Consider the following 25013-nt stretch of genomic DNA (forward strand, 5'->3'; position numbering starts at 1 on the left):
TCAGTCCCCTCATTAGATTCCGTCGAGTAGTTCTCTAACTTCTGTGGTGTACGAACTACCCGTTCCATTCCCCGCACCCACCAAAAAAATGACTTGCTCTGAAGGAAGGTTGACCTCTAAAAGTTCATTTATTTCTTTGTCATGAAAGTAACCGGTCAGCCAAGGATGTAAGCCAAGCGCCGTAATTAATAAATTTGCTGTTTGTGATAAATGTCCAACGTCCAGCAGCATTGGGCGATAGGCGCGGGAGTGGGGGTATTTCCACCAAAGCTTGTCAAAGCGAGAAGTAAAAAAAATTGCGAATGCTAAGTTGTTTGCCCAGTGCTGGCCGCATAAATAAGTAGATATTACTTCAGGCGGAAGGTCGCGTACCTTCTCCAGAGTATGCTGTTCACTTATATAATGATAAATGCCGGGGGCAAGATCCTCGACATTTCGCACCCATACATAACCCTCCGTCGCTTGTAAGCCTCCGGCCGAAGGTGATGTTCTTCTGAAACCGAATTTTTGAGCGCCAATCGGAGCGTCGTAATCGGTCTCTTCCTTATCCGCTAAAGTTCCATACAGTATGGTTGCCAGTGATAATATTGATACTGATGTGTCAAAAAAATCTCGGCAGGTATGACGCGCCAAAAGCGTCTCCCAAAGACTCGCTTCTTTAATAGCCGAAAGGTTTGGAGGTGGTAGTAATGTCTTTTCTCCTCCTTTTATTAAAGAAATATTTGGTTCGTTTTTATGAATTGACTTGCAAAAGTTTAAGTAGCTTTTGGCATATTCAATGTACATTTCAGGCTTGTCTGGGGTTGGCGAATTCGGGTGAGATGTCCCAATATGGAATATTTTTGATAGCACGTCCCAGCCCCATTCATCGGCTGGTTTCACTTCATACAGTACCCCGGAGGAGTCTATGGATATGTCATCAGCTGTATCCGATACGAAATCGCCTGCGGAAAAACTCACTAACCGCTCAAATTCTCTTGTGCTTATTTGGTATTGGACGTGATTTCTATAGTCCCACAAATAAGCTGCGCCATCTTTAAGCACTAAAAATATGTCGTTCGAGAGCCATTTTTTTTTCGCAGTACACATAGCCGCCTGACCACCCATGAGTGAGGTTCATTTTTAGTGGCTGCCTGGGCCGAAGCCCAGGCGGTACATCATTATTTAATCGCTAGCTTTCTGCTATTAGAAGCTTCGATAACGTTACCCCCATCGTTGGGAATAAATTTGTAGTGAGGTATAGTCACCGTCTTAATTGAGAAGTGAGGGGTCTGGTACGCGTCGTTTGACTGGTTGTTGAGCGTCGGTTCTATAATTACACGTTTCATATATAGTTCCTCTGTGTTGGTGCCTTCGCAGTTTTGCGATGCACTTAAACCGTATGAGGACTTATTATGAATGTCAATTTCTGTTTTTTGAATTGTATTGTTTTTCAGCTGAGTCTTTGTGTGTTTTTGTAGGGAGTTGTCGGATAGTTCTGATTAGTATTTCCTACATCTCGCTCCATCGCGGATATCTAAAAATACTGATTAATACACAAGGTGGTAACATCCAGTTGCACATATGCCGAAGATTCGGTTGTCGTTGTGGTTCACATGTTTTTATTCGCGGGTGCTCAATTTAGAGCGTTCAGTCGGGGGCACCAAGTGCGGCGTATGTAATGTCTACGTTGATATTGGCCTTTATCTGGGGTTTACCCTAGTTGCCGTGAACGCCGTACTGGGGGTAACTCCTCGAAGATCCAGCCGATTTTTCAGGGAGGGCTGTACCAGCTCTCAGCAAAATCTAGTACAGCGCTTAAATCCTGAGCAACAGGCATAAAAAATCCGGAGTTCTTATCAGACTCCGGATTTTCCGGCTGCTTGAGGATTAGTCAACAATCCTTAAGTGAACAGCATTGCGCGTTACTGCAGGCTTGTTGTTAGGATTTGATTACCCCGCGGGTGGGTAGCAAAGCCTCGCCGCTCAATCACATGAAAGACATCGCTCACGTCCTGTACCAGAATGCTTGCGGTATTGGCAACGTTATTAAGATCACGCTCGGCGAAGTCCGGCAGGCTGGAGCAGGCGATCAGATTGAGGTATTCAAGGGCGGCGTTGAGGCGTTCACGCAGGCAGGCGTGGAGGTCGCTGTCGATTAACAGCACCGGGTAATCGGTGGCAGTTTCGGTGCAGGGGGTGAAATGACGGGGTGGCAGTTGTGTGCGGGTTCGCAGACCGAGGATACGAGGAACCCGGCAGGCCCGAAGGTCTCCCATACACAGCCATCATAAAATAAACGCTGGGCGCAACAGCGCTCGTCGTTTAGCGGGATGGCGGAGTGTCAGTCGCGGGAAGTACTGGCTACACTCCGCCATCGCGGGCAAGCCCGGCTCCTACAGGGTTCGTCGGTGTTCAAGAGGTGGGAATAGTCTCTGACGCCATCGGACAATGCCTGCTCGAATCGAGGCCGATCCGTTCACTCGTGATCAATATCCAACTTCGCAAACGTCACCTTGGCGCCTTCCTTGCTGTCCCCGCTGTTGTCCTGCACATATGCGCCCGCCTTGAAGTACAAGGGCTTGGCGGCCCACGCCGCACCAATGCGCTCGTTCCACTCGCTGTCGGCGGCGTACACGCTGAGCAGCCCGGCCTTGTTGAGGTTGATCACGTAGGTGAAGCTTTTCTCCAGCGGCACATTGGACGCGACGATGATCACGCGGCTTTCATCTTCATCCGGGCGCATGCGCACCTTGGCGACGATGTTGCCGGTCTGGGTCTTTTCCTTGAACTGATATTCGAGCTTGATCAGCGGCTTCTGGCTGTCGTAGGCGTGGATCTGGCCGATGACGATCTTGCCGCTGGAGGGCACCTGGTTGACCGCCAGGGTGGCGCGCAGGAAGTTGTCGGCTTCGGGGTAGGTCCAGTTGCGCAGGCGGCCGTCGGCGTAGGTTTCGCGCAGTTCGCTGCGCGGGTACACGGCGTTTTCGGTGCGGGTGCCGGTGACGGGTGTCCAGAATTGCACGTTGCTGCCTTCGGCCTGGAAGTATTGGTCGTTGAAGCCGCTGAGCAGCCTGGGTGTGTCGATGGTCGCGGGGGGAGAGCCGACCGGAATGCTCAGGTTCCAAGTGGAGAGGTCGATCATGGCGTTGGCCTTTTACAGGGGGTGAAGGCTTTGGCCCGGGGGCCTGACAGGTTCTTTATAGGCGGTGGTCGGCCAGTTGTTAAACACTTGCTGGCAATTTATTGGCGCCAAGGGAATGCCAAAAAGCCATGTTTCCCATGAATCGTGGGCTGTAGAGGTTGACCGTTAGTCGGCTGACTGAACTTTGGCGCAATGATGGCATCCACGTCACTTCTGATTTTCAGGATCCGGGGCTAGAGTGAGGCCTCAATGTTTGTCCGGGTTTTCTCTCAGAAGTGACCGGAGTAGACCCAAGGAAGAGACCTAGCATGGAATGCGTTCCACCTCATGGCGATGGCAGTTCGGTTCTTCTGGTGGTCGATGACTACCCGGAAAATCTGATCAGCATGCGTGCACTTCTGCAACGTGATGATTGGGTGGTGGTAACGGCCGCGTCCGGGGTGGAAGCCCTGGAGTTGCTGCTGCAGCATGAGGTCGACCTGGTGCTGCTGGATGTGATGATGCCCGGCATGGACGGTTTCGAAGTCGCCCGCTTGATGCGCGGCAGCCAGCGCACGCGCATGACCCCGATCATATTTCTGAGCGCCAACGCTCAATCCCCCGCCGCCGTGCTGGAAGGCTACGCCAGCGGCGCCATCGACTACCTGTTCAAGCCCTTCGACCCGCACGTCCTCAAGCCTAAGGTCCAGGCGTTGCTGGAGCACCAGCGCAACCGCCGGGCCTTGCAGCGCCTGAGCCATGACTTGGAGTCCGCCCGGGCGTTCAATGCGTCGGTGTTGGATAACGCCGCCGAGGGCATCCTGGTGGTGAGTGAAGAGGGCGTGGTCGAATACGCCAACCCGGCGATTTCGCGCCTGCTCAATGCTACGATCCAGGAGCTGCAAGGCCAGGATTTCCTGCGTTTCCTGCAAAAGCCCCATGTGCCCGTCTGGCTGGAATCGCAGATGTACGCCGGCTACCGCCGCGGTGAAACCTGGCGCCTGCATGATGCGCTCCTGCGCACCGGCCGCGGCCAGCAGGTGCCGGTGGCCTTGTCCTCTGCGCCGCTGCCCGCTGAACAGAAGGCTATGGTGGTGACGGTGCTGGATATGTCCGAAGTGCGTCACTTGCACCAGCAGCTGGAGTTCCAGGCCGTGACCGACCCGCTGACCGGTCTGCTGAACCGGCGCGGTTTTTACCAGGCGGTGGAAAACACCTTATCGCGCAGTGAGCGGACAGAGCAGTCCCTGGTGTTGCTGTACCTGGACCTCGACGGTTTCAAGCGGGTCAACGATTCCCTGGGCCATGATGCCGGCGACCGTGTATTGCGCTGGGTCTCGGAGCAATTGCAGGGCTGCCTGCGTTCCTACGACATTATCGGCCGCATGGGCGGCGATGAATTCACGGCGTTGCTGGAGCTGGACTTTCCGGAGCAGGCGGCAAAGGTTTCGGAAAAACTGATCGAACGAGTGTCGGTGTGCCAGCAGGTCGACGGTTTGGATGTCATGCTCGGCGTCAGCATCGGCATTGCCACCTTCCCGGATTGCGGCGCGGATTTGAGTGGTTTGCTACGTGCGGCCGACATCGCCATGTACGAAGCCAAGCGCGCCGGCCGTCAGCAATATCGCTATTACGACCAGGAAATGAACGGCCGCGCCCGCTCGCGGCTGATGCTCGAAGACAGCGTGCGTACGGCGATTCAAAACAAGGATTTCACCTTGGTCTATCAGCCCCAGGTTTCGCTGGTGGATGGGCGCTTGCGCGGCGTTGAGGTGTTGTTGCGCTGGCAGCACCCCAGCGTCGGCGATGTGCCGCCGGGGCTGTTTTTACCGTTGCTGGAAGAAGCACGGCTGATCAGCCAACTGAGCGCATGGATTTACCAGCAGATCGCCGCCCAGCGCCAGGCGTGGCAGGCCGCGTTCGACGATGAGTTGGTGCTGAGTGTGAGCCTGAGCAGCAGCCAGTTCAATATGCCCAACCTGGTCAATCAACTGCAGCAGATGCTGGAGCGCTATGGGCTGGAGGGGTACCAGTTGGAGGTGGAAATCGGCGAGGACTGCCTGATGAGTAACCTGGAAGAGGCCGCCAAGCAGCTCAAGTTGCTGCGCCGTATCGGCGTGCGTATCGCCCTGGATGACTTCGGTTCGGGACAGTGTTCCCTGGCGCATTTGCGCGACCTGGCCTTCGATACGCTCAAGCTTGATCCGCAATTGGTTGCGCGGCTGCCGGGCTCGGTGCGGGACGCGGCGATGGCGCGCAGCATTATCGAGCTGTGCAGGCATTTTGAGGTGGTCGTGGTGGCCGAGGGCGTGGAAACCCAGGAGCAGGCCCAGTGGCTCAAGGCCCAGGGTTGCCCGTTTATCCAGGGGCCGTGGGCGGCGCAGCCCCTGATGGCTGAAGAAGTGGTCGACTGGTCACGCGCCCGCGTGCGCTGAATTCGCTACACTGGCGCCCATCCGAATTCTGTTGCAGACCCCAATGACCGCGCTGAAATACCTCCAGGCCTACCCCGCTGCCCTCCAGGAGCAAGTACGTCAACTGATCGCCAAGGACCAGTTGGGCGCCTACCTGGAGCAGCGTTACCCCGATCGCCATGGGGTGCAGAGCGACAAAGCCCTGTACGCCTATGCCCAGGCCTTGAAGCAGGAACACCTGCGCAACGCGCCGGCCATCGACAAAGTGCTGTTCGATAACCGCCTGGACCTGACCCACCGCGCCCTGGGCCTGCACACCACGATTTCACGGGTGCAGGGCGGCAACCTCAAATCCAAGAAAGAGATCCGCATTGCCTCGCTGTTCAAAGATGCCGCGCCGCAGTTCCTGCGCATGATCGTGGTTCACGAGCTGGCGCACTTCAAGGAATCGGACCACAACAAAGCGTTCTACAAACTCTGCGACTACATGATGCCCGGCTACCACCAGGTGGAATTCGACCTGCGGGTGTACCTCACGTATCGCGACCTGCAGGGCAAGCCCTGACCGCACAAGGCGACCAACCATGGATGTGAGCAAGACCAAAAGCAGCTTCTACCGCCGGCTGTACGTGGCGTACCTGATCGACAGTGGGCTGGCCAGCAGCGTCCCGGCGCTGACCGACGTCACCGGCATGCCCCGGCGTACCGCGCAGGACACGATTGCGGCGCTGGCGGACCTGGATATTGTGTGTGAGTTCGAGCAGGAGGATGGGGCCCGCAACCATGCCGGGCATTATCGGATTCGCGATTGGGGCGCGATTGATCGTAGGTGGATCGAGGTGAATCTCAGCCAGATCAAGCGGGTTCTGGATTATCCCTGAGTTCAGCGGTGGCGGCCTCAAGTACGCCGCATCCCGATATGTGGAATGTCATCCTCCAGGTATTCCTCACCCGCCACCACAAACCCATACCGCCCGTAATACCCCTGCAGATGGGCCTGGGCTGACAGGAAGATCGGCGTCTCAGGCCAGATCTCGTCAATCTGCCTGAGGGTTTCTTCCATCATCTGGTGCCCCAGCCCGGTGCCCCGTGCAACCGGCGCCACGATCACGCGGCCGATCACTACGTCGCCGCCCTGGGACTCGGGGTCCAGCAGGCGCAGGTAGGCCACCAGCTCGTCGTCTTTCCAGGCCATCAGGTGATGGGTATCGCCCGCCAGGTCTTGCCCGTCGATATCCTGGTAGACGCACTTCTGCTCGACAACGAAGACCTCGCCGCGCAAACGCAAAATGGCGTACAGCTGCTCCTTGCCCAGGTCGGTGTGATGTTTACAGACCCAATCGACTGTCATGGTGTGTTCTCACTTGAATGTCTGTTCTGGATAGTAAGCGCGGCGGGCGACTCTGTCTAAATCGACTATTTTTGTGAATGAAATCAATTTGCCATCATTGAGTGCTCTCGACGTCCGTTTCTTTGTGTAATCTGAGCTAATGTTAGAACCTCAGGCCCTGCCTGAGCCAAGGCCACCGCCTGCCGCCAAGGATTTTGAGCATGCCGCGATTGTCTCGTGCCGTTGCTTTGATTGGAGTGTTGTTGCTGGCGACACCTGTGTTCGCACAGCGTCTGCGCCTGGTCGCGGATGCCTGGCCACCGTTTACCGATGCCACCTTGATCAACGGTGGCCTGGCCACCGATATAGTCACCACGGCCTTGGCCCGTGCGGGCTATGCCAGTGACTTCGAACAAGTGCCCTGGGCGCGGGCGCTGATGGGGGTGGGCGACGGGCGCTATGACGTGCTGGTCAACGCCTGGTACGACGAGGCCCGTACACAATTGGGGCAGTTTTCCGGCGAATACCTGCTCAATCGCGTACGTTTCATCAAGCGCCGTGACGATCCCATCGAGTTCCAGAACCTGGAGCAGTTGCACGACTATCCCATTGCCGTGGTGCGCGGTTATGCCTACTCGGCGGCGTTCGATGGGGATGGGCAGTTGCAGAAAGTGCCGGTGCATAACTTCGCCATGGCGGTGCGCATGCTGGCGGCGCAGCGGGTGCGGTTGACCGTGGAGGATGAGTATGTGGCACGCTATTACCTGTCGCGCGAGTCGGTGCGGGTGCGCAATGCGGTGGAGTTTCTGCCCACGCCGCTGAGCGAAAACAGCCTGCATATCCTGGTCAGCCTGAAGAACCCTGAGCATGCGCAGATCGTTGCCGGTTTTGACCGCGAGATTGCCAGGATGAAGGCGGATGGCAGTTATGAGCGGCTGATGAAGGCCCATGGCATGTAGGGCCTGTGCGGGCCTCATCGGGGGCAAGCCCCCTCCCACAGTTTTGATTTGTGAACACAGTCAACATGTGGGAGGGGGCTTGCCCCCGATAGCGACCTAAGCCGCGCTGGTATCTTTGATCAAATGCGCCGCCAAGGTGCGCAGCGGCCCCAATTGCCGGCATATCAACGCCAACTGCGTCTGCACCAGCCGCTGCCCTTCATCAATCTCATCCGGCATCTGCTCCAGGTCCGCCGCCAGGGCCTCCTCGGCATCGCTCTGAATCGCAATCGGCTGCTTGTTCGCCAACCCGGTGGCGATTTCGTCAATGCTCGCCGCCAGGCTATTGCCGGCGCCATCGATCAAGTGCGCGCGCACCTCGGCCGGCAGTTGGGTTTCGCGGTGTGCTCCGAGCCCCGACAGGTAGCTGAGCAAGGTGTGCGACAGCACCAGGAAGCGGAAGCCCACGTCCGCTTCCTTACGGAAATGCCCAGGTTCCATCAGCATATTGGCCAAGGTGGTGGACAGCGCCGCATCGGCGTTGTGGGCATTGCGCCGGGCCAGGCGGTAGGCCAGGTCGTCGCTCTTGCCAGCAGCGTATTGCTGCATGATCTGGCGCAGGTAAATGCTGTTGCAGGTCAGGGTGTTGGCCAGCACTTTGTTCAGGCGCCGGCCCTGCCAGTCCGGGAGAAAGAGGAACACCGCCAGGCCCGCGATCAGGCTGCCGAGCAGGGTATCGAACAGGCGTGGCAGGAACAGTCCGTAGCCATCGCCCACCTGGTTGAAGCAGAACAGCACCATCAGGGTGATCGCCGCCGTGGCCAGGGTGTAGCGGGTGGTGCGGTTGATAAAGAACACCAGGCCGGCGGCGATGGCGAACATCGATTGCACCAGCGGGCTCGGGAACAGGTCGAACAGCGCCCACGCCACGGTGAGGCCGATGGCGGTGCCGATGATCCGCTGGCCGAGCTTGCGCCGCGTGGCACCGTAGTTCGGTTGGCAAACGAACAGCGTGGTGAGGATGATCCAGTAACCCTGGGAGGCGTGGATCGCATGCAGCATGCCGTAGCCGACGGTCAGCGCCAGGGACAGGCGCAGCGCGTGGCGGAACAGCAGCGACGTCGGCGTCAGTTGCGTACGCAGGCGCGTCCACATTTCCTTCAGGTTGCGTGGGGCGCGGTCCAGCAGGTTGCTGTCGGTGGCGTCGGCCAGGGCGTCGGGGTTGCTGGCGTCGCCGAGCAGGCGGTCGAGGGTGGACAGGTTGGCCGCCAGGGCGCGCAAGGAGCGCAGCAGGCCGCGCCAGGCCGGGTTGCTCTGGATGCGCAGGTGTTCCAGGGAGGCGTTCAGGTCGCCGAGGGCTTCGGCGAAGCTGTCGTCATAGATGAACGGCTGACGCAACTGGATCGACTCGGCCAGGGACTGGCAGGCCTTGCCTTGCTGGCGCAGCAGGCGTTGGCAGCGGAACAGCACATCGCTGTGGAAAAACGCATCGGCCAGGGCGTTGTAAGGATAGTGGGAGGAGCTGGCGCGTTCGTGGATGTCCTGGGCCAGGAAGTACAGCTTGAGGTAACGACTGACCTTCGAGCCGGGTCGGCCATTGCCGACGCGGTGCAGGATGATTTCCTTCGCCGCATTCAGCGCCGCCACCACCCGCCCGTTTTGCTGGGCCAGTTCCAGGCGGCGGGCTTCCACGTCCAGTTGGCGAATCGGTTCGAACAACGATGATTTGAGCTTGAGGTAGCGCCCCAATTCGCGGAACAACCGCGCCAGGCTCTGCTGCACCGGCTGGTTGGAGAACAGCGCCTGCCACAGCACCGATAACGCGCCGTACCAGGCGGCACCGGCCACCAGCAGCAGCGGCTCATGCCAGAAATCACTGACGGCGCCGCCGCGCTGGTCCACACCGATCATGGTGTAGACCGACAGGATCAAGGTGGCCGAAGCAATCGCGCCATAGCGTTCGCCCAAGGCGCCGAGCATGGTCAGGCAGAATGTGGCCAGGGCCAGGGAGATGGCGAAAATCCAGGGGTAGGGGAACAGCAGCTCCACCGACAGCGCGGCAATGCTGAAACACACCAGCGTCACTGCCAGGGCGTTGAGGCGGCCTTGCCAGCTGTCGTCGGTCTCGGCCAGGGCGCTGGCGATAATCCCCAGGAACAGCGGGATCAGCAGGGTCATTTCATCCTGATACCAGCACAGCGCCATGCTGCCGGTGAGGGCGATAAACACCCGGATGCTGTAGCTGAATTTATCCAGCGCCCACAGGCGCCGCATGGACTGCTTGAACGAGGTCGATGACATGAAGTCTGGAGTCTTCCGGGACGATGCCGCTAAATTGAGCCATCAGTGACGCCACGGCAAGGGTGGTGATCACATCTGGCAGCAAATTATTCCCAGGCATACCGCAAATCAAATGTGGGAGGGAGCCAGCCCCCTCCCACATTCATCAGGCGTACTGCGCTGCGGCGTAACCCGAGGCCCAGGCCCACTGGAAGTTAAATCCGCCCAGATGCCCGGTCACATCCAGCACTTCCCCAATAAAGTACAAGCCCGGGCTTTTCAGCGATTCCATGGTCTTGGACGAGACTTCCCGCGTATCCACGCCACCCAGGGTCACCTCGGCGGTGCGGTAGCCCTCGGTGCCCGCCGGCACCAGTTGCCAGCTCGAGAGTTTTTGCGCGATATCGGCCACTTCAGCGTGGGTGTACTGCTTCATCGGCTTGGACGCGAACCAGGTGTCCGCCAGCAGGTTGGCCATCTTCTTGGTGAAGATTTCACCCAGCAGGGTTTTCAGCTCGCTGTTGGGGCGCTCCACCTGCTGCTGTTGCAGCCAGGTGTGGGCGTCGTGGTCGGGCAGCAGGTTGATCTCCAGCGTGTCGCCGGACTCCCAGTAGGAGGAGATCTGCAGAATCGCCGGGCCGCTGAGGCCGCGATGGGTAAACAGGAGGTTCTCGCGAAAGCTCTGGCCGTTGCAACTGACCAGGCAATCCACCGAGGTCCCGGACAGCTCGCCGCACAAGTCCTTGAGCTGGTCGGTGATGGTGAACGGCACCAGCCCGGCGCGGGTCGGCAACAGCTCATGGCCGAACTGCCTGGCGACTTGATAGCCAAAGCCGCTGGCGCCCAGGGTCGGGATCGACAGGCCGCCGGTGGCGATCACCAGGGATTCGCAGCGCAGTTCACCCAGGGTGGTCTGCAACTGGTAGCCGCTGTCGAGCTTGACGATTTCTTCAATCGAAGTGTCCAGGTGCAGGCTCACGCCGGTCTGGATGCATTCGTCCAACAGCATGCCGAGGATGTCGCTGGATTTGTTATCGCAGAACAGCTGGCCGAGTTTCTTCTCGTGGTACGGCACGCCGTGCTTGGCCACCAGGCCGATGAAATCCCACTGGGTGTAACGGGCCAGGGCCGACTTGCAGAAGTGCGCGTTGTGCGAGAGGAAGTTGGCCGGCTCGGTGTACATATTGGTGAAATTGCAGCGGCCACCGCCGGACATCAGGATCTTCTTGCCGGCCTTGTTCGCATGGTCGAGCAGCATCACCTTGCGCCCACGCCCGGCGGCGGTCAGTGCGCACATCAAGCCTGCGGCGCCGGCGCCAATGATCACAACTTCGGTCGAGCGCACAGCAATGTCCTCATAAAAATACGGGTCTGAAATGCAATCAAAATTGTGGGAGGGGGGCTTGCTGTGGTGAGGGGGCTTGCTCCCCGACGAGATCACCACCGATTCAATGGGGCTGCTTCGCAGCCCAGCGCGGGGCAAGCCCGCTCACCACAACAAGCCCGTTCACCACAGCAAGCCCCCTCCCACATTGGATCTCCATTGGTGCGGAGATCGTGTTACAGGATCCGAACGCGCAACGAACGGCCTTTGATCTTGCCGTCGTTCAAGCGCTGCAACGCCTGCTTGGCGATGCCGCGTTCTACGGCCACGAAGGCCTGGAAGTCGAAGATCGCGATCTTGCCGACCTGGGCACCGGGGATGCCGGCTTCACCGGTCAATGCGCCGAGGATGTCGCCCGGGCGCACCTTGTCTTTGCGTCCGGCGGCGATGCACAGGGTGCTCATCACCGGCAGCAGCGGACCACCGCTTTGCGGCTTGAGGTTGTCCAGTTGGTCCCAGTTCAGCGGCGACTTCTGCAGTTGCTCGATGGCCTGGGCGCGGTGCGCTTCGGACGGCGCCACCAGGCTGATGGCGATGCCGGTCTCACCGGCACGACCGGTACGGCCCACGCGGTGGATGTGGATTTCCGAGTCGCGGGCCAGTTCGACGTTGATGACCATGTCCAGCGCGTCGATGTCCAGGCCGCGGGCGGCGACGTCGGTGGCCACCAGCACCGAGGTACTGCGGTTGGCGAACATCGCCAATACCTGGTCACGGTCGCGCTGTTCCAGGTCGCCATGCAGGCCGACGGCGGAAATGCCCTTGGCCGTCAGGTGGTCGACGGTTTCCTGCACTTGCTGCTTGGTGAAGCAGAACGCCACGCAGGAGGCCGGGCGGAAATGCGCCAGCACCTTGGTCACGGCGTCCATGCGTTCTTCCGGGGAGATCTCGTAGAAACGCTGCTCGATCTGGTCGTCGGAGTGGAACGCTTCGGCTTTCACTTGCTGCGGCGCGCGCATGAATTTCGAGGCCAGTTGCTTGATGCTCACCGGGTAGGTGGCCGAGAACAACAGGGTCTGGCGGCGCGGCGGGGTCTTGCTGATGATGTCTTCGATGGCGTCGTAGAAGCCCATGTCGAGCATGCGGTCGGCTTCGTCGAGGATCAGGGTGTTCAAACCGTCCAGCACCAGCGAACCCTTGCGCAGGTGTTGCTGGATACGGCCTGGGGTGCCGACGATCACGTGGGCGCCGTGCTCCAGGGAGGCGATCTGCGGGCCGAGGGATACGCCGCCGCACAGGGTCAGGACCTTGATGTTGTCTTCGGCGCGGGCCAGGCGGCGGATTTCCTTGGCGACCTGGTCGGCCAGCTCACGGGTCGGGCACATCACCAGGGCCTGGCAGCCGAAGTAGCGCGGGTTGATCGGGTTCAGCAGGCCAATGCCGAACGCCGCGGTCTTGCCGCTGCCGGTCTTGGCCTGGGCGATCAGGTCCAGCCCCTTGAGGATCACCGGCAAGCTTTGCGCCTGGATCTGCGTCATCTCGACATAACCCAGCGAGTCGAGGTTAGCCAGCATGGCGGCGGACAGGGGCAAAGTATTAAAAGCGGTGGCGATGGTAGTCACGGGACTGGCTCTGCAAAACAAAATGTCGCGCAGTGTACCAGTCTCGTAGGATTTCCCCGCAAGTTCTAGACGAGACGCCGGTTAATGCTCGATATGCTGTTCCGGGCTGGCCGCCCGTTTGCCGTCTTGGGGCGACAGTTGCAGGAAGATCGCCGCCGCCAGCATCGCCATGATGCCCACCGTGAGGAAGGTCAGCTGGAACGCGCCGAGCACCGTGCTCACGCCATCGTTGCCCGATTCGGCGGTAAACCCGCCAAGCAACGCACCGGCACAGGCCACCCCCAGGCTCAGGGACAGTTGCGCCACCACCGACAGCAGACTGTTGCCGCTGCTGGCCTGGGCGTCATCGAGGTCGATCAGGGTGACGGTGTTCATCGCGGTAAATTGCAGCGAGTTGATCGCCCCCAGCACCGCCAGCATGGCCAGCAGCAGCGGGTAGGGCGTCTGCTCGCTGACCAGGCCCATGCTCGCTAGCATGATGCCCAGGGCCAGGGTGTTGCCGGTCAGCACCACGCGATAACCCAGACGCTCGATCAACGGACGCGCCACCGACTTGGCGAACATCGCCGCCGCCGCCAGGGGCAGCATGCTCATGCCGGCCTGGGACGGCGAGTACCCCAGGGCCACTTGCAGCAGCAACGGCACCAGGAACGGCAAGGCACCGCTGCCCAGGCGCGCGAACAGGTTGCCGAGGATGCCCACCGCAAACGTGCGGGTCTTGAACAGCGCCGGTGAAAACAGCGGGTTATCGATATGCCCGGCGCGCAGCCAGTATGCCGCCAGGCACGCCAACCCGCCGAACAGCAGCAGCATCACCCGCAGGTGCGGCAGGTGCAGCTCGCCCAGGCCTTCCATGGCAATGGTGATCAGCACCATCGCCGCGCCGAACAATAGAAAGCCGAGGCCATCGAAGCGTGTGCGCTCGCTGCCGCGCAGGTCGGGGATGAATTTCCACACGGCGTAGCAACCGATCATGCCCACCGGCAGGTTGATCAGGAAGATCCAGTGCCAGGTCAGGTATTGCACCATCCAGCCGCCCATGGTCGGGCCGAGCAAGGGCCCGAGCAGACCGGGGATGGTGATGAAGCCCATGATCCGCACCAGTTCGGAGCGGGGGTAGGCACGTAGCACCACGAGCCGCCCGACCGGCAGCATCAGCGCACCGCCGAGGCCCTGGATGACCCGCGCGCCCACCAGCATGGTCAGGCTGCTGGACAGGGCGCACAGCAAGGAGCCGATGCTGAACAGCATGATCGCGCCAAAGAAGATTTTCTTGGTACCGAAGCGGTCGGCGATCCAGCCCGAGGCCGGGATCAGCAGGGCGACGGTGAGCATGTAGGCGATCACCACCCCTTGCATGCGCAGCGGGTTTTCCGCCAGGTCCCGCGCCATGGCCGGCAGTGCCGTGTTGAGAATCGTCCCATCCAGCGATTGCATGAAGAAGGCAATCGCGACCACCCAGGGGAGCCAGCGGGCGGTCTTGGCGTCGAGAGGGGCACGATCTGGCATGGGGTACCTGTTTGTTAGCCGGCTATGTGTCGGCGATTATGCGCCATTCGTCGCTCCTTTTCCCACTGGCGGTTCGTCTAAGTCCGACAAGTTCGCGTGCTCTCCCACCAGGAAATCCAACAACGCGCGGTGCACCGCCAAAGCCGCCTCGCGGGACTCCAGGTCCAGTAAATGCCCGGTGTGTTCGGCCACGGCAAAGCTGCTGCGGCCGACGTAGTGCTTGAACAGTTGGGCATCAGCGGCGGGGGTGTATTCGTCCAGCGTGCCGTTGAGAAAGTGCACCGGGGTTTCGATCTGGCGCAGTGCCGGCAAGTAGTTGCCATCGCCTAGGGCCAGCACCTGGTGGATATGAAAGCGCGCCTGACGGTACTCGGTGGTGGCCATGTTCGACAGGTGCCGATGGTTGTTGCGCTTGAGGCGCGGCGACAGGTATTTGCCGACGGTCTCGTTCAGCAGGTGGCCGACGGCGGATTTGTCATCGGCCTCGATCAGCACCCGCACGCGCTCCACATAGTCGAGCATGGCCTGGTTGAGGTTGGGCGCCAGGGCCATCACCACCGAGCTTTCGATCGACGGCGGGTTGTGCGCCAGGGTCAGCAGCGTGGAAATACCGCCCCAGGAGGCCGAGACCAGGTGGTTGACCTGGAAGCGCTCGACCAGGGCGCGCAGGATTTGCACCTCGTCATCCTTGGTCACCAGGTCCAGGTCGGTGTTGTGTTCGCGGGAATAGCCCGAGAAGGGCAGGTCGAACAACAACACATTGAAATGCTCGGCCAGGCATTTGCTGGTACGGGCGAATGAGCGTGTGGTGGACAGTGCGCCATTGACCATCAGGATGGTCTTCTTTTCCGAATCGTTTCCCAACTGCTCAACATGAACGTTGTAGTGCTTGAACAGGTTTTCTATGACAAAACTTCCATGGTTCATGTCAACGCTCCAGCTTGCCCTTCCCGGGCAAGGTCGTGCTCTCGTGGGTGAGGTGGCGGGGTGCCACTAACCGTTATAACGAGGTTTTTCGCAGGCGACAACAGGCTGCCCGTGCAGACTGGGAGGAAGAGAATTTACGGTAGGAATGGCTGAAACCGGGATGTCTGAAATCAGCACAGGACAAGGTGGGAGAGGGCAAGCCCGCTCCCACAGGGGGGTATCTACAGGGTCAGGGTCAGGCGTTTAACCAAGGCACCCGGTAACAGGTTGGACGCGGTATTGCGCTGGCCGTAGGTGCTGGCCGACAGCAGCAGTTCCCGCTCGGCGGTCAGCGCTTCCAGTTGCGAACCGAGCAACTGGTAGACACTGTCATCAAAACGCATGGTGCTGACCGGCGCCTTGATCTTGCCGTCTTCCACCCAGAACGTGGCGAAGCGCGTCATGCCGGTCAGGCGTGCGGCGGGCAGGTCGGAGTAATTCAGGTACCACAGGTTGCTGATGTAGAGCCCGGTGCCCAGTTGCTTGAGGATATCGGCCTGGGCCAGGGTGCCCGCCGCAATCTGCAAGGCGCTCGGTGACTCATCGCCGCTGGCGCCGTTGGCGCTGAGGCCATATTCGGCGGCGCTGCGGGAGTTCACCAGTTGGCCGTCGGCCTGGCCGGCGTTGATCAGGGTGACGTCACTGCGCGGGTAGCCTTCGCTGGAGAACGCCTGGCTCAGGGAGTCCGTGATGTGTTCTTTCACCGTCACCAGCGGGCTCAAGGACTGCTCGCCGGCATACAGCCGTTGCAACGAGCTGCCTTTGCTGGCGATGGCCTGGGCGGAAAAACCACCCCAGGTGATGATGCTGATGATTTCTTCCAGCGCCGCCGGGGCGAGGTAGGCGCGGTATTGCCCGGGCGCCAACGGGTGCAGCGGGCGGCCGAGGAACTCCAGCTGTTCGCGGGCGAGCTGGAAGCGCCGGGCGAACTCGGCGCTGTCCCAGGCGTCGCCGGCGTAGCTGGCTTTTACCGCCTCGCCATTGGCGTGGAACAGGCTGAAATCGAAGTTGAAGCTATTGGCCTGATGCCAGCCAAACGCGCCGTCCGAACTGGCGAAGCCCCGGCTGATCGGGCCGGCGGCATAGAAGCCGACCAGGTCGACGCCATCGGCCGCCTGGCTGATTTCTTCCAGCACCTGGGCCAGATCGGGCAGGGGGCGGGCTTGTTCGTGGTGGCTTTGCCAGGCGTTGTGGTTGAGCAGCAGGTACGGGTCATGGGGCAGCAGCGGCAGGGTTTCGCGCAATTGGCGCAGGCCGTCGGCGAGGCGCTGGCGATCCAGCTCGGGCTCGCCGGCCAGGGTGATGCCGAGGTCGGCATGGCGGCCATCGCTGATCAGCTTGAGGTTGAGGCTGGCCTGCTGCACGTGCCCGGCCTGACGCACCTTGGCGTGGTTGAAGCGCACGAACTCGGACGATTCTGCCGCGTAGCCCAGGTGAAATTGTTCCTTGTTGGTGATGGCCTGCTTGAGCCACTGCACCAATGCCTTGAAGGTGTTCATCAGGCATCTCCTCCAAATACGTCAACGTTGCTGAACACACAGGCCGGCGACGCATGGCCGACGCGGATGACCTGGTTAGGCTCGCCCTTGCCGCAGTTCGGCGTGCCCAGCACCTTGAAGGTACTGGCGTCGCCCACGGCGCTGAGGTTGCGCCAGAACTGCGCGGAAATCGCGCGATAGTTGGGGTTTTTCACCACGCCCTTGAGTTCGCCGTTTTCAATCAACTGGCCCCACTCGCAGCCGAACTGGAACTTGTTGCGCGCATCGTCGATGGACCACGAACGGTTAGTCGACATCAGGATGCCGCTTTCGATGCCGCCAATCAGTTGCGCCAGGCTCTTGTCGCCGGCTTCGATATTCAGGTTGGCCATGCGGTCGATAGGCGCGCGGTTCCAGCTGCTGGCGCGGCTGTTGGCCACGCCGCCCATGCCGGCGCGGAACTGCGACAACGCCCCACCCAGGGGCTTGAGCAGCAGCCCTTCGCGGATCAGGAATTGCTTGCTGGCGGCGGTGCCGTCGTCGTCATGGCCGTAGCTGGCCAGTTGCTCGGGAATGTCCGGGTCGAACGTCACGTTCAACAGCTTGGAGCCGTATTGCAGGTGGCCGAAGTCGCTGGCCTTCACAAAACTGGTGCCGGCGTAATTGCGCTCGTCGCCGAGGATACGGTCGAGTTCCAGGGGGTGGCCGATGGACTCGTGGATCTGCAGGATCATCTGGTCGGGCATCAGCAGCAGGTCGCGCGGGCCCTGGGGCGTGTTGGGCGCCAGCAGCAGTTGCAGGGCTTCGTCGGCAATGCGCGGCGCGGCGCCGACCAGGCCGAAACGGCTGATCACGTCAAACCCGCCTTGCTGGCCGAAGTTACTGCCGCCGAGGGTGCGCGACTGGCTGTCGTTGCCGTCGTAGGCCGTGACGTTGACGCCGGGGAACACAAACCGCTGGGCCTGGCGCAGTTCGGCGCCGGCACTGTTGAGGTAGATCTGCTCGACGTGGGTCAGGCCGAGGCTGACTTCCCAGTTCACCAGGCGCTCGTCCTGGGGCACTGCAGAGGATTCATCGCCGAGCAGTTGGTAGCAGTCGCTCAAGGACGGGAAGGCGTGCTCCAGGTTTGGCGACAGGTAGTCGGCGACGTCGCTGGACACCGGTTGGTTGCGCAGGTCGAGCAGGGCGTGCGGTTTTATCAGTCGGGCTTGCTGTTCGGCGCGCTCGAGGGCGGCTTGCAGGCCAGGCAGGGAGATATCGTGGGTCGCGGCGTAGGTTTCCACACCGTTCAAACGCACGGTGAGCATGGCGCCTTCGTCGTGGTTCAGGTGCGGCGGTTCGGCGACGTTCTTGCGCACCGACAGGTACTGGCCGGACTCGCGCACGTAACGCAGGGAGAAAAATTCGGCGGTGGTGCGCAGGGCACTGAAGTGCTGCTTGAGTGTGGCGTGGTGGTCGAACATGGGGCCTTCCTTGTGGGCGGCTCAGCGCGGGCAGGCACACAGAGTAGGCCTGGGCTGGGGAGCGATCAAGGAGAGGTGATTCTTTGTAGCGAGTGCCCCTGTGGCGAGCGGGCTTGCCCCGCGTTGGGCTGCGCAGCGGCCCCCAAAATCTTGGGAGCGCTGCGCACTCCAGCGCGGGGCAAGCCCGCTCACCACAGGGTTTGGCGTTATTGCGCCAATGGCCCCACTTCACGCAACGGCTTGCCACGTACTGGCGCGTCGCCGGCCACGTAGTAGTCGGCAGTGCTGCGCGGCAGCGGCTGGCGGCCACGGATCTTGTCGGCGATTTTCTCGGCGATCATGATCGTCGGCGCATTCAGGTTGCCGGTGGTGATGATCGGCATGATCGACGCATCGACTACGCGCAGGCCCTGCATGCCATGCACGCGGCCTTCGCCATCGACCACGGCCATCTCGTCGTCGCCCATCTTGCATGAGCAGGACGGGTGGAACGCGGTCTCGGCGTGCTCGCGGATGAACTTGTCCAACTGCTCATCGGTTTGCACCTCGATGCCCGGGCTGATTTCGCGGCCACGGTACGGGTCCAGTGCCGGCTGCTGCATGATTTCACGGGTCAGGCGGATGCCGTCGCGGAATTCCTGCCAGTCCTGCTCGGTGGCCATGTAGTTGAAGAGGATGCTCGGGTAGTCCCGTGGGTTCTTCGACTTCAGTTGCACGCGGCCACGGCTCGGCGAGCGCATGGAGCCCATGTGCGCCTGGAAACCGTGCTCTTTCACACCGTTGCTGCCGTTGTAGTTAATCGCGACCGGCAGGAAGTGGTACTGGATGTTCGGCCATTCGAATTCTTCACGGGTACGGATGAAACCGCCGGCTTCGAACTGGTTGCTGGCGCCGATGCCGGTGCCGTTGAACAGCCACTCGGCACCGATGGCCGGCTGGTTGTACCAGAGCAGCGATGGGTACAGCGACACCGGCTGGGTGCATGCATATTGCAGGTACAGCTCAAGGTGATCCTGCAGGTTTTCGCCGACGCCAGGCAGGTCGTGGACCACCGGGATGTCGAGGCTTTCCAGCAGTTTGGCCGGGCCGACGCCGGAGCGTTGCAGCAGTTGCGGCGAAGCGATTGCACCGCTGCACACCAGCACTTCTTTACGCGCACGGGCTTCAACGCGCTCTTCGGCGGCACCGATCAGGTAACGCACGCCAACGGCACGCTTGCCTTCGAACAACACTTTGTCGGTGAGGGCGTGGGTGACGATGGTCAGTGTGGAGCGCTTCTTGGCCGTGTCCAGGTAACCGCGCGCGGTGCTGGCGCGACGACCGTTAGGCGTGACGGTGCGGTCCATCGGGCCGAAGCCTTCCTGCTGGTAGCCGTTCAAGTCTTCGGTACGCGGGTAACCGGCCTGCACGCCCGCTTCAACCATGGCGTGGAACAGCGGGTTGTTGCCGGCTTTAGGCGTGGTCACGCTGACCGGGCCATCGCCGCCGTGCCAGTCGTTCGGGCCGATGTCGCGGGTTTCGGCCTTGCGGAAATACGGCAGGCAGTCGAGGTAGCTCCAGTCTTCCAGGCCCGGCAGTTTCGACCAGTTGTCGTAGTCCATGGCGTTGCCACGGATGTAGCACATGCCGTTGATCAGCGAAGAGCCACCCAGGCCCTTGCCGCGTCCGCATTCCATCCGGCGGCCGTCCATGTGTGGCTCCGGATCGGTTTCGTAGGCCCAGTTGTAGCGCCGGCCTTGCAGTGGGAAGGCCAGGGCGGCCGGCATCTGGGTACGGAAGTCGAGGCGGTAGTCGGGGCCGCCGGCTTCCAGCAGCAGGACGGTGACGCCTTCGTCTTCGGTCAGACGGGTCGCCAGGGTGTTACCGGCGGAGCCGGCACCCACAATGATGTAGTCGTATTCTTGGGACATAAATGCACCCTCTTTGATGTGTGGTCAGGTCGGGCCTCATCGGGGGCGCGCCCCCTCCCACACTTGACCGGGTTTACACAGTCAAAGGTGGGAGGGGGCTCGCCCCCGATGGCGGCCTCAAAGGCACTACAGAACCCGGGTCTTAGAACACCGAGGCGTAGTCGCCCAGCTCAACCTGTACCGATTTGATGCGGGTGAAGTTGTTCAGCGAGCTGATGCCGTTTTCACGGCCCACACCGGATTGCTTGTAGCCACCCACCGGCATCTTCGCGTCGGATTCGCCCCAGGCGTTGATCCAGCAGATGCCCGCTTCCAGCTGGTGAATCACGCGGTGGGCGCGGTTCAGGTCCTTGGTCACAAGGCCCGCAGCCAGGCCGAAGTCGGTGTTGTTGGCGCGGCGGATCACTTCTTCTTCGGTTTCATAGGTGAGGATGCTCATCACCGGGCCGAAGATTTCTTCACGGACGATGGTCATCTCGTCGGTGCAGTCGGTGAACACGGTCGGGGCCACGTAGGCGCCTTTGGCCAGGTCGCCGTCGGTCAGGCGGTCGCCGCCGCACAGCACGCGAGCGCCTTCTTCCTTGCCTTTGGCGATGTAGCCCAGCACGCTTTCCATGTGGGCGAAGCTGACCAGCGGACCGAAGTTGGTGTTGGCGTCCTGCGGGTCGCCAACGCGGATGCGCGCAACACGCTCAACGATCTTGGCTTCGAATGCCGCTTGCAGGTGCTTGGGCACGAACACGCGGGTGCCGTTGGTGCAGACCTGGCCGGAGCTGTAGAAGTTGGCCATCATCGCGATGTCGGCCGCACGATCCAGGTCGGCGTCTTCGAACACGATCAACGGCGACTTGCCGCCCAGTTCCATGGTCACTTCCTTGAGCGACGAGCTCGAAGCGCTGGCCATGACTTTCTTGCCGGTGTCGGTGCCGCCGGTGAACGAGACTTTCTCGATGCGCGGGTGCTCGGTCAGCCAGGTGCCGACTTCACGGCCGCTGCCGGTCAAGACGTTGAACACGCCGGCTGGAACGCCGGCTTCGGTGTAGATCTCGGCCAGTTTCAGGGTGGTCAGCGAGGTGACTTCGCTTGGCTTGAAGATCATCGCGTTACCGGCGGCCAGGGCCGGTGCGGATTTCCACAGGGCGATCTGGATCGGGTAGTTCCACGCGCCGATACCGGCGACCACGCCCAGGGGCTCGCGGCGGGTGTAGACGAACGAGGTGTCGCGCAGTGGGATCTGCTCGCCCTCGATGGCCGGTACCAGGCCTGCGTAGTATTCCAGCACGTCGGCGCCGGTGACGATGTCGACGTACTGGGTTTCGGAAAAGGCTTTACCGGTGTCCAGGGTTTCCAGCGCGGCCAGTTCGTCGTTGCGCTCGCGCAGGATGTCGACGGCACGACGCAGGATGCGCGAACGCTCCATGGCGGTCATGGCGGCCCAGATTTTCTGGCCTTTTTCCGCGCTGACCACGGCACGTTCAACGTCGTCGAACGTGGCGCGTTGCACTTGGGCGAGAACTTCACCGTTAGCCGGGTTGATGGCGTCGAAGGTGGCATCGCTGCCAGCGTCGCTGTAGCCGCCGTCAATGTAGAGTTTTTGCAGGTCGAAACGGGCCATAAAGTCCTCGCAAGTGCATAAGTGGTTGGCGTTACCCGCCGCAAAGTGGGCCATGAGGGTGTGGCAACACTGGGCGGCGGACGTTCAGGGGTTGAGCGTTTATAAGGGCTCTAACTCACCTGCTTGGCCAATTGGAAATCCATGTATTCGTAAGCGATCCGTTGCGCCTGCGCCGTGTCGAAAGCGTCTCCCGACAGGGCCCCGCGCAACCACAAACCGTCGATCAGGGCCGCCAGGCCTCTGGCTGCTTTGCGTGCGTGCGGCAGCGGCAGCACTCGGCGGAACTGGCAGCACAGGTTGGAATACAGACGTTGATCGTTGATCCGCTGCAACCTGTGCAATGACGGGTGATGCATGCTGGTGGCCCAGAAGGCCAGCCAGGTTTTCATTGCCGGGCCATTGACCTGGCTGGCGTCGAAGTTGCCCTCGATGATCACCCGAAGGTGCGCCCGTGGGCTGTCGTCCTTCAGCGCCAGCCTGCGTTCGTGGACGTTCTCGATCAGCACGTTCATCAGGTAGCGCATCGTCGCGGCGATCAGGCCGTTCTTGTCCTGAAAGTAGTGACTGATGATGCCGTTCGAGACCCCGGCCAAACGGGCGATCAGCGCAATGCTGGCATCTCCCATTCCGACCTGGTCGATGGCCGTCAACGTGGCTTCGATCAACTGTTGGCGGCGTATGGGTTGCATACCGACCTTGGGCATGTAGCACCTCTCCTTAGGCCTGCCGACGGGCGATGAACGTTCGTCGACTTGAAGGCCAGTCTATTTTGTTTTGATTGAACGTTCAATCAACAAAGAATAAGCTCTGCGACAAATGGTCGCTGCCTACGGGTATTTCCTACGTGAGGGCGGCGACATCCGGCACCTGCAAAAACCTTTGAAACAGGCGGTATCAAGGCCTGCCCACTGTCTGGTGGGGCTCAAGGATTTTCGGGGTGTCTTTATAACACCCGTCCGTCGACTGCCGAAAAATCGATAGGTCGGGATAACCGCTGCCTTGTGTTTCTCTCTCGCACTGCCCGGAGCATCTGCGCCATGAGTTCTGCCTCTCTTATAAAGACCCCGCCGGAAAAGGTACGGGTCAACGGTTGGGTGTTCTACACCTCCACCGCACTGATTCTGTTGTTGACCGCCATTCTGATCATCGCCCCGCAGGAGGCCGGGCGCATGCTCGGCGTAGCCCAGGCCTGGCTTTCCAAAAGCTTCGGCTGGTACTACATGGTGGTCATCGCCGCTTACCTGGTGTTTGTGGTCGGCCTGGCGTTTTCGTCCTATGGCAAGTTGAAACTGGGCAGCAAGGACGACACCCCGGACTTCAGCTACGGCGCCTGGGCCGGCATGCTGTTCTCGTCGGGTATCGGCATCTCGCTGCTGTACTTCGGTGCCTCCGAGCCGCTGGATCACTACTTCAACCCGCCCGAAGGCGCCGCCGCCAGCAACGGCGCGGCACGCCAGGCGTTGCAGTTGACCTTTTTGCACTGGGGCCTGCATGGCTGGGCGATCTATGCGCTGGTCGGCCTGGCGGTGGCGTACTTCGCCTACCGGCATAACCAGCCGCTGGCCTTGCGTTCGGCGTTGTACCCGCTGGTGGGTGAGCGTTGGGTGAAGGGCGCGGCCGGTCACGCGGTGGACGGTTTCGGCATGTTCGTGACCCTGCTGGGCCTGGTAACGAACCTGGGCATCGGTTCGATGCAGGTGTCGTCCGGCCTGGAAAACCTGTTCGGCATGGCGCACAGCAACACCAACCTGCTGATCGTGATCATTGTGATGAGTACCGTGGCGACCATCGCCGCCGTGTCGGGCGTGGAGAACGGCATCCGCCGCCTGTCCAACCTCAACATCGTGCTGTTCAGCGGCTTGCTGATTTTCGTGTTGCTGTTCGGCCCGACCCTGCACCTGCTCAACGGCCTGGTGCAGAACACCGGCGACTACCTCAACGGCATCGTGCTGAAAACCTTCGACCTCTATGTGTACGAAGGCGACGGTGACAAGACCGAACGCTGGATGGGCCTGTGGACCCTGTTCTACTGGGCCTGGTGGATTTCCTGGGCGCCATTCGTAGGCATGTTCATCGCGCGGATTTCCCGTGGCCGTACGGTGCGTGAACTGGTGGCCGGCGTGTTGCTGATTCCCTTGGGCTTTACCCTGGCGTGGCTGTCGATCTTCGGTAACTCGGCGCTGGACCTGGTGCTCAACCATGGTGCGGTGGAGTTGGGCAAGACGGCGCTGGAACAACCGTCCATGGCCATCTACCAGTTGCTGGAGCATTACCCGGCGTCGAAAATCGTCATCGGCGTGTCGATCTTCGTGGGCTTTGTACTGTTCCTGACCCCGGCGGACTCCGGCGCGGTGATGATGGCCAACCTTTCCTGCAAAGGCGGCAATGTGGATGAAGACGCACCGCACTGGCTGCGCATCTTCTGGTCGGCGGTGATCACCTTGGTGACCATCGGCCTGCTGTTTGCCGGCAACTTCGAAGCCATGCAAACCATGGTGGTGCTGGCGGGGCTGCCGTTCTCGGTGGTGCTGATTTTCTTTATGTTCGGTTTGCACAAGGCGATGCGCCAGGACGTGGCGATCGAACAGGAGCAGGCGCAACTGGCTGAACGCGGGCGTCGTGGCTTCAGCGAGCGTTTGACGGCACTCGACCTGCAGCCGAGCCAGGGCACTGTGCAGCGCTTTATGGACAAGCACGTCACGCCGGCGCTGGAAGAAGCGGCGACGGCGTTGCGTGAACAAGGTTTGGAAGTGCAGACGCTGCTGGGTAAATCCAAGCGCTGCATCGGTGTGCGCATCGAGATGGAAGAGGGCAACCCCTTCGTTTATGAAGTGAGCCTGGATGCTTACTCGTCGGCACCGAGCGACCTGCCCGAAGAAGAACGCACCCGCTATTACCGGGCCGAGGTGTACCTGCACAACGGGCCTCAGGAATACGACCTGATGGGCTTCGCCCAGGAACAGATCACCCGGGACGTGCTCGATCAGTTTGAAAGCCATCGGCAGCTCCTTGGCCGTGTCTATAGCTGATAGTTGAGCCTGGTGGTGCTTTAAATGTGGGA

The 25013-nt window shown here is 60.9% G+C and carries 19 protein-coding genes; 5 read left to right on the forward strand and 14 right to left on the reverse strand.

The window, feature by feature from the left end:
- Window positions 1–12: 12 nt before the first annotated feature.
- From AC07OT_RS16935 to AC07OT_RS16945, 3 genes are all read right to left on the reverse strand, one after another.
- Window positions 13–1107 (reverse strand): SagB family peptide dehydrogenase, encoded by a 1095-nt coding sequence (locus AC07OT_RS16935; protein ID WP_495108562.1) that lies wholly within the window; start codon window positions 1105–1107, stop codon window positions 13–15.
- Window positions 1108–1904: 797 nt separating this feature from the next.
- Window positions 1905–2258, reverse strand: a complete 354-nt coding sequence (locus tag AC07OT_RS16940; RefSeq protein WP_495108563.1) for a fructose-bisphosphate aldolase — start codon at window positions 2256–2258, stop codon at window positions 1905–1907.
- A 200-nt stretch (window positions 2259–2458) separates the two neighbouring features.
- Window positions 2459–3124: a polysaccharide lyase family 7 protein gene (locus tag AC07OT_RS16945; protein ID WP_065925486.1), complete on the reverse strand. Its 666-nt coding sequence runs from the start codon at window positions 3122–3124 to the stop codon at window positions 2459–2461.
- A 308-nt stretch (window positions 3125–3432) separates the two neighbouring features.
- Here AC07OT_RS16945 and AC07OT_RS16950 point away from each other — a divergent pair, with 308 nt between their 5' ends.
- From AC07OT_RS16950 to AC07OT_RS16960, 3 genes are read left to right on the forward strand one after another with little or no spacing between them, the layout of a single operon-like run.
- Window positions 3433–5538, forward strand: a complete 2106-nt coding sequence (locus AC07OT_RS16950) for a putative bifunctional diguanylate cyclase/phosphodiesterase (protein WP_495108564.1) — start codon at window positions 3433–3435, stop codon at window positions 5536–5538.
- A gap of 43 nt (window positions 5539–5581) precedes the next feature.
- On the forward strand, window positions 5582–6082 hold the full coding sequence (locus AC07OT_RS16955) for a M48 metallopeptidase family protein (RefSeq protein ID WP_495108565.1): 501 nt from the start codon (window positions 5582–5584) through the stop codon (window positions 6080–6082).
- Window positions 6083–6101: 19 nt separating this feature from the next.
- A complete protein-coding gene (locus tag AC07OT_RS16960; RefSeq protein WP_495108566.1) occupies window positions 6102–6398 on the forward strand; it encodes a winged helix-turn-helix domain-containing protein in 297 nt (98 codons plus the stop codon).
- A 17-nt stretch (window positions 6399–6415) separates the two neighbouring features.
- Here the strand turns inward: AC07OT_RS16960 and AC07OT_RS16965 are convergent, their stop codons facing one another.
- Window positions 6416–6868, reverse strand: a complete 453-nt coding sequence (locus tag AC07OT_RS16965) for a GNAT family N-acetyltransferase (protein ID WP_092489473.1) — start codon at window positions 6866–6868, stop codon at window positions 6416–6418.
- 200 nt (window positions 6869–7068) lie between these two features.
- Between AC07OT_RS16965 and AC07OT_RS16970 the strand changes: the two genes are divergently transcribed.
- A complete protein-coding gene (locus AC07OT_RS16970) occupies window positions 7069–7806 on the forward strand; it encodes a substrate-binding periplasmic protein (protein ID WP_065938165.1) in 738 nt (245 codons plus the stop codon).
- Window positions 7807–7902: 96 nt separating this feature from the next.
- Here the strand turns inward: AC07OT_RS16970 and yccS are convergent, their stop codons facing one another.
- The 10 genes from yccS to betI all read right to left on the reverse strand — a co-directional run bounded on the left by yccS (window position 7903) and on the right by betI (window position 22656).
- Window positions 7903–10086 carry a YccS family putative transporter gene (yccS, locus tag AC07OT_RS16975; protein ID WP_065938166.1) on the reverse strand — a complete coding sequence of 728 codons (2184 nt, stop codon included), beginning with the start codon at window positions 10084–10086 and terminating at the stop codon, window positions 7903–7905.
- A 145-nt stretch (window positions 10087–10231) separates the two neighbouring features.
- A complete protein-coding gene (locus tag AC07OT_RS16980) occupies window positions 10232–11410 on the reverse strand; it encodes a BaiN/RdsA family NAD(P)/FAD-dependent oxidoreductase (RefSeq protein ID WP_495108567.1) in 1179 nt (392 codons plus the stop codon).
- Window positions 11411–11625: 215 nt separating this feature from the next.
- Entirely contained in the window at window positions 11626–12963 is a 1338-nt protein-coding gene (gene dbpA / locus AC07OT_RS16985) for an ATP-dependent RNA helicase DbpA (protein WP_235865629.1), read from the reverse strand.
- Between the two features lie 129 nt (window positions 12964–13092).
- The gene (mdtD, locus tag AC07OT_RS16990; protein WP_027606026.1) at window positions 13093–14520 is read right to left on the reverse strand and encodes a multidrug transporter subunit MdtD; all 1428 of its coding nucleotides are present in this window, start codon (window positions 14518–14520) and stop codon (window positions 13093–13095) included.
- 36 nt (window positions 14521–14556) lie between these two features.
- Window positions 14557–15447: an alpha/beta fold hydrolase gene (locus AC07OT_RS16995; RefSeq protein WP_141156197.1), complete on the reverse strand. Its 891-nt coding sequence runs from the start codon at window positions 15445–15447 to the stop codon at window positions 14557–14559.
- Between the two features lie 221 nt (window positions 15448–15668).
- Window positions 15669–16985, reverse strand: a complete 1317-nt coding sequence (locus AC07OT_RS17000) for a TldD/PmbA family protein (RefSeq protein WP_495108568.1) — start codon at window positions 16983–16985, stop codon at window positions 15669–15671.
- Complete coding sequence (locus tag AC07OT_RS17005) at window positions 16985–18427, reverse strand: TldD/PmbA family protein (protein WP_495102009.1); 1443 nt, start codon at window positions 18425–18427, stop codon at window positions 16985–16987. Before AC07OT_RS17005 ends, AC07OT_RS17000 begins: the two co-directional genes overlap by 1 nt.
- A 206-nt stretch (window positions 18428–18633) precedes the next feature.
- Window positions 18634–20337 (reverse strand): choline dehydrogenase, encoded by a 1704-nt coding sequence (betA, locus tag AC07OT_RS17010; RefSeq protein WP_065925474.1) that lies wholly within the window; start codon window positions 20335–20337, stop codon window positions 18634–18636.
- A gap of 142 nt (window positions 20338–20479) precedes the next feature.
- On the reverse strand, window positions 20480–21952 hold the full coding sequence (gene betB, locus AC07OT_RS17015; RefSeq protein ID WP_495108569.1) for a betaine-aldehyde dehydrogenase: 1473 nt from the start codon (window positions 21950–21952) through the stop codon (window positions 20480–20482).
- Window positions 21953–22062: 110 nt separating this feature from the next.
- Entirely contained in the window at window positions 22063–22656 is a 594-nt protein-coding gene (betI, locus tag AC07OT_RS17020) for a transcriptional regulator BetI (protein WP_053128113.1), read from the reverse strand.
- Between the two features lie 390 nt (window positions 22657–23046).
- Between betI and AC07OT_RS17025 the strand changes: the two genes are divergently transcribed.
- Window positions 23047–24981, forward strand: a complete 1935-nt coding sequence (locus AC07OT_RS17025) for a BCCT family transporter (protein WP_223841653.1) — start codon at window positions 23047–23049, stop codon at window positions 24979–24981.
- Window positions 24982–25013 lie beyond the last annotated feature (32 nt).

It is taken from the genome of Pseudomonas sp. GW821-FHT09C10, assembly GCF_059418085.1.